General features: G+C 69.1%; 6 protein-coding genes and 1 pseudogene. 3 read left to right on the top strand and 4 right to left on the bottom strand.

The annotated features are described in order from the left end of the window. Both P409_RS25965 and P409_RS25960 read right to left on the bottom strand, forming a co-directional pair. Window positions 1-457: pseudogene (locus tag P409_RS25965) on the bottom strand (ABC transporter permease); the annotation flags it as partial. A gap of 32 nt (window positions 458-489) precedes the next feature. Then, a complete protein-coding gene (locus P409_RS25960) occupies window positions 490-1,248 on the bottom strand; it encodes an ABC transporter ATP-binding protein (protein ID WP_238578773.1) in 759 nt (252 codons plus the stop codon). Here P409_RS25960 and P409_RS25955 point away from each other — a divergent pair. Further along, entirely contained in the window at window positions 1,247-1,930 is a 684-nt protein-coding gene (locus tag P409_RS25955; RefSeq protein ID WP_052121396.1) for an arylesterase, read from the top strand. The two genes, P409_RS25960 and P409_RS25955, sit on opposite strands and share 2 nt — an antisense overlap. A 6-nt stretch (window positions 1,931-1,936) precedes the next feature. Here P409_RS25955 and P409_RS25950 read toward each other — a convergent pair whose 3' ends face one another. Together P409_RS25950 and P409_RS25945 are read right to left on the bottom strand one after the other, a co-directional pair. Further along, window positions 1,937-3,415 carry a patatin-like phospholipase family protein gene (locus P409_RS25950; protein WP_034845252.1) on the bottom strand — a complete coding sequence of 493 codons (1,479 nt, stop codon included), beginning with the start codon at window positions 3,413-3,415 and terminating at the stop codon, window positions 1,937-1,939. Next, a complete protein-coding gene (locus P409_RS25945; protein ID WP_034845250.1) occupies window positions 3,412-3,642 on the bottom strand; it encodes a hypothetical protein in 231 nt (76 codons plus the stop codon). Before P409_RS25945 ends, P409_RS25950 begins: the two co-directional genes overlap by 4 nt. A gap of 239 nt (window positions 3,643-3,881) precedes the next feature. On the opposite strand from P409_RS25945, the gene P409_RS25940 reads away from it, so the two are divergent. Both P409_RS25940 and P409_RS25935 read left to right on the top strand, forming a co-directional pair. After that, entirely contained in the window at window positions 3,882-4,922 is a 1,041-nt protein-coding gene (locus P409_RS25940; protein WP_034845248.1) for an aldo/keto reductase, read from the top strand. A 150-nt stretch (window positions 4,923-5,072) separates the two neighbouring features. Continuing rightward, window positions 5,073-5,223: LysR family transcriptional regulator (locus P409_RS25935; RefSeq protein ID WP_034845246.1), on the top strand; the 151-nt coding region annotated here is incomplete at its 3' end.

The raw sequence follows: 5,223 nt of genomic DNA, 5'->3' as shown, positions 1-5,223 counted from the left end.
CCGAAAGGCCCAGCCGCGCCGCCACCTCCGGATCGGCCACGGCGCCCCAGACGCCGTCGCGCGGGGCCAGCGCGGCCCGCAGGTCGCCGCCGCCCTCCAGCTCCATCTTTCCATACAGCGGATAGGCGCCGTCGACGGCCTTCAGCTCGACCAGCGTCGTCGCCTCGTCGCGCGGGCTGCGGGCCATGCCGCGGGTCTCGACGACCTCCGACACCCGGCCGGCGGCCTCGAACCGCGCCCGCTCCGCCGCCGTCGCCGGCTGGTACAGGCGGTGCAGCTCGACATCGCCGCCCAGGATGGCCTGGCCGTCCTCGGCGATGCTGCTGCGGATGCCGTCGGCCACGGACTGCACGGCGGCGATGGCGCCGACGCCCAGCGCCAGGCAGGCCAGGAAGATGCGGAAGCCCTTCAGCCCGCCGCGCAGCTCGCGCCCGGCCAGGCGGGCGGCGTTGTACATGCTGGTTGCGCCGCCTGCGGCGCCGCGAGAGCTCATTTCAGCCGGGCCAGGGCGGCGGAGGGGGCCAGGCCGGCATCGGTGATGCGGCCGTCGACCAACCGGACGATGCGGTCGCAGCGCGCCGCCAGCGCCGGGTCGTGGGTGATCAGCAGCAGCGTGGCGCCGCGACGGCGCGACAGGTCGAACATCAGCTCGATCACCTGACGCCCGGTCTCGCCGTCCAGGTTGCCGGTCGGCTCGTCGGCCAGGATCACGTCGGGGTCGGCAGCGAAGGCGCGGGCCAGGGCGGTGCGCTGCTGCTCGCCGCCCGACAGCTGGCCGGGATAGTGGCCCAGGCGGTGGCCGAGGCCGACCGCGCGCAGCCGCTCCGCCGCCTGGTCGAAGGCGTCGCGGGCGCCCGCGAACTCCAGCGGGATGGCGACGTTCTCCAGCGCCGTCATGGTCGGCACCAGGTGGAAGTTCTGGAACACGATGCCGACATGGTCGCGCCGGAACAGCGCCAGCCTGTCCTCGCTCAGCGCCGACAGCTCGCGCCCGGCGACCTCGACCCTGCCTCGGGTGGGCCGTTCCAGCCCGCCGACCAGCATCATCAGGCTGGACTTGCCGGAGCCGGAAGGGCCGACGATCGACACCACCTCGCCGGCCGCGACCGACAGGTCGATTCCGCGCAGGATGTTGACGGGGCCCGCCGCGCTCGCCAATTCAAGGTGCACATCGGTCAGCCGGATGCTGGGCGGGGTGGCCTTTCCGGCCCCGAAGCCGGCCTGCGGTGCAGGAGTGGTCCCGTCCATGCGCATCCCTTTCGCCCGATTCCGGACAGATGGCGCCGCGCGGCGCCTTTTCAATGCGGCGCTGCTGGCGCTGTGCGCCGTCGCCGCGCTGCCCGCCCTGGCTCAGGCGGGAACGATCCGCATCCTCGCGCTCGGCGACAGCCTGACCGCCGGCTTCGGCCTGGACCCGGCGGACGGCTTCGTGCCGCAGCTGCAGGCGGCGCTGCGTGCCCAGGGCTTCGACGTGACGGTGCTGAACGGCGGCGTCTCCGGCGACACCAGCGCCGGCGGGCTCGACCGGCTGGACTGGGCGCTGGCGGACAAGCCCGACCTGGTCCTGGTCGAGCTCGGCGCCAACGACATGCTGCGCGGCGTCGACCCGGCCTCGACCCGGGCCAATCTCGACAAGATTCTCACCCGCCTGGGGCAGGAGAAGCTGCCGACGCTGCTGGCCGGGATGCGCGCCGCGCCCAATCTCGGCCCGGCCTACGCCAAGGCCTTCGACCCGATCTTCCCCGACCTGGCCAAGGCCCATGGCGTGACGCTGTACCCTTTCTTCCTCGACGGGGTGGCGACGGTCGCGGCGCTGAACCAGGCCGACGGCATGCACCCCAACCCGACGGGGGTGAAGCTGATCGTCGAGCGCATCACCCCCGCGGTTGTCGAGCTGATCCGGTCGAGCGGGCTGGACCGGGCGGGGTGACGCGCCTCACCAGGATACGTTCTGCAGGCTGCGGCAGACCGCATCGACATTGCCCCGCAGCGGGGCGGTGGTGCTGCCGCCGATCGTGGCGAGGATCTCCCCGGCGTTGTCCAGGAACAGGGCGCGGCCCATCCTGAGCGTCGCGTCGAGCTGCTGCGCGCTCAAGGTCCAGCTGGTCGGTATGGTCTGCATCGTCTGGCGGCAGTCGTCCTCCCCGATCGCATCGAGCTCGACCGGCACGAACTTCGCCTGATCCGCCAAGGCCCGAAGCCGCTTCGCGATCTGCGGCGTTCCCGCCCGTTCGGCCTGATTGGCCCACCCGGCCAGGCGCTCGCGGATCAGGGTTCGCGCCTGGTAGGCGCCGCCGGCGGCCGCCCGGTCGATCGGAGCGTAGATCGACGCCGTGAGCATGGAGATCGCGCCGGGCGTGTCGGGCGCGTGGTCCAGCTCGGACGGCTTGGCGGACCGTGCGTTGATCATGACGAAGACCAGCTTCCTGATCTGGCCCGAGACGATCTGCTCGGGAAAATCCGACGACAGATCGTCCTCCGTCGTCAGCAGGCGCAGGGGCTCGGCCACGCCGAGATTGTCGGCGATGCCGCCGTCGAGCAGGTGGACATAGGATTTCGCGCCGGTGAGATAGGCCTGAGCCGCCCGACCCCGGCTGACCCGGCCGGGGTCCTGGGCCCAGTCGGTTTCGAGTGCCGTCTGCACCCAGGCCGTGCTGTCCGGGTCGCAGGAATGGCCTGCCGTGGAATAGTTCTTCAGGGTGACGGGCGACAGGGCCACCGGAAAGGCGGCCGAGGCGGCGACGGCCGTGGCGATCCTGACCTTGGACAGGTCGCTGCACAGCAGGTCCAGGGTGTATTGGGTGAAGGAGAACGGCGTTCCCTCCACCATGTCGGCTGCGTTGAGGATGAGATAGGGATGGTCCCGGCCGTCCAGTAAGGCGTCGAATGTCGTCTTCCCGAAGACCTTGTCGCGGCTGAGATAGTCGATCAGCAGATCGATGCGCTCGACCGCCGGGGTCGACAGCGTCGCCAGCCCGACCGGGTTGAGGCCCTGGACCTCCAGGGTCGTCATGACGTCCTTCTGGAGGAAGTTCTGCTTGAGGAGATCGAGCTTCCCCGGCCCGTTCAGGGCGAAATAGGCGGCGGCCACGCTGCCGCCCGAGACCGAGGAGACGATGTCGACCTGCCGGGCCAGGGTCGACGCGCCGGAGCGGAGCTTGATCTCGTCCATCGCCTGGAGGGCGGAAAGCGCGAGGGCCGTGGCCCGTGCGCCGCCGCCGGAGGCGGTGACGATGACCAGCGTGTCCGGCATCCCGTCGGCCGCCCGGGCCTGTTGATAGTCGTAGCGCGTCTGGGCCGGGTCGGTCAGCGCCTCGTTCCGGGTGGGATAGGCGCAGGCCGACAGGAAGGCTGCGGCCATGGCGATGGGCGGCCCCCAGCGCCGCACGGGCCGCGGCGCGAGGTGGCCGGTCATCGCCTGATCGGCTCCGGCGGTTTCACCGGATCCAGCGTGACCGGGTTTTTCGGCTGGCCCTGAATGGTCTTGCGGAAGGCGATCTCGCCGGCATCGTTCTTCGCCTCGAAGACGTGAAACCCGTCCTCCAGCATCTTTTCCTGCGGGATCTTGCCGCGATGATTGCCGTATCTGCGATCGATAAAAAGCCAGCGGCCATTGGGTTGGATTATATTGACGAAAATCATATTTTCCCACCTTCAATATTGAATTTTGTATTCGCCAATGCGATGGCGATCATGGAATGTGGGGCTGTAAAGAAATCGAACTCGTGTCGGATAATAGGCAATATTTATAACAGTTTGGCGCCAACGGCAAGCCGCTGCGGTCCGTTTCGCCCTCCGGTGGCGCAGACGGTTCCGTCCGTCCCGGTTTCCGGCTATAGAACGGGAAATCGTCAGACAATCCCGATCTCCCGGAGTCCCCGATGGAACAGCGTCCGCTCGGCCGCACCGGCCTCGATGTCACCGCGATCTGCCTCGGCACCATGACCTGGGGCACGCAGAACACCGAGGCCGAGGGCCATGCGCAGATGGACTATGCGCTCGACCGCGGCGTCACCTTCTGGGACACGGCCGAGATGTATTCGGTGCCACCGACACCGCAGAGCTATGGCCGGACCGAGGAGATCATCGGCAGCTGGTTCGCGAAGACCGGCAAGCGCAACCAGGTGGTGCTGGCCTCCAAGATCGCCGGCCCTGGCGCCCATCTGACCCATGTCCGGGACGGCAAGCCGCGGCTGGATGCCAAGAACGTCAAGGCCGCGGTCGAGGCCAGCCTGAAGCGGCTGCGCACCGACTGGATCGACCTGTACCAGCTGCACTGGCCGAATCGCCAGGTGAACAGCTTCGGCAAGCTCGGCTATGCCCATGACGCGGCCGAGGATTTCATCGCGCCGGAGGAGACGCTGGCGGCACTGGCCGACGAGGTGAAGGCCGGCCGCATCCGCCATGTCGGCCTGTCGAACGAGACGCCCTGGGGCCTGATGCGCTTCGTCGAGGCGTCGGACCGTCTCGGCCTGCCGCGGCCCGTCTCGATCCAGAACCCCTATAACCTGCTGAACCGCAGCTTCGAGGTGGGCCTCGCCGAATGCGCCCATCGCGAGGATATCGGGCTGCTGGGCTATGCGCCCCTCGCCGCCGCGACCCTGACCGGCAAGTATCTCGACGGCCAGATCCCGCCGGGATCGCGCCGGGCGGTGGACGGCCGGAAGTCGCGCTACGACACGCTGAACGCCGAGGCGGCGACGAAACGCTACATCGCCCTGGCGCGCGAGCATGGGCTGGACCCGGCGCAGATGGCCATCGCCTATGCCCTATCGCGGCCGTTCATGACCGCGGTGATCATCGGCGCCACCTCGATGGACCAGCTGCGCACCAACATCGCCGCGGCCGATGTGACGCTGTCGGCCGAGGTGATCCAGGGCATCGACGCGATCCACACGGCCTATCCGAACCCCTGCCCGTAAGGGCTCGCCGGCCACCCTCCCTGTCATTGCCGGGCTTGACCCGGCAATCCAGAAGATCTCGACAGTCTCTGGATGCCCGGGTCAAGCCCGGGCATGACAATTTGAGGATAGGCCTTCCCGGCCATCCATGCAGTTCCGTATAGTCTCTACATGGATTGGGACGATCTGAAGATCGCCTTCGCCGTCGCCCGGCACGGGTCGCTCAGCGCCGCCGCGCGGGCGCTGCGCACCACCCAGCCGACCGTCAGCCGGCGGCTGGACGGGCTGGAGCGGCGGGTCGGCGTCAAGCTGTTCGAGCGCT

Origin of the sequence: Inquilinus limosus MP06 (assembly GCF_000767795.1) — a bacterium.
Lineage (GTDB): Bacteria > Pseudomonadota > Alphaproteobacteria > DSM-16000 > Inquilinaceae > Inquilinus > Inquilinus limosus_E.
The sequence above is the reverse complement of the archived record's forward strand: the minus strand, read 5'-3'. Positions and strand labels throughout refer to the sequence as shown.

Excerpts from the sequence above, each read along its gene's own strand:
- P409_RS25960 (WP_238578773.1), bottom strand. The coding sequence starts at position 1,248 with ATGGACGGGACCACTCCTGCACCGCAGGCCGGCTTCGGGGCCGGAAAG.
- P409_RS25950 (WP_034845252.1), bottom strand. The coding sequence starts at position 3,415 with ATGACCGGCCACCTCGCGCCGCGGCCCGTGCGGCGCTGGGGGCCGCCC.
- P409_RS25955 (WP_052121396.1), top strand. The coding sequence starts at position 1,247 with ATGCGCATCCCTTTCGCCCGATTCCGGACAGATGGCGCCGCGCGGCGC.
- P409_RS25940 (WP_034845248.1), top strand. The coding sequence starts at position 3,882 with ATGGAACAGCGTCCGCTCGGCCGCACCGGCCTCGATGTCACCGCGATC.
- P409_RS25945 (WP_034845250.1), bottom strand. The coding sequence starts at position 3,642 with ATGATTTTCGTCAATATAATCCAACCCAATGGCCGCTGGCTTTTTATC.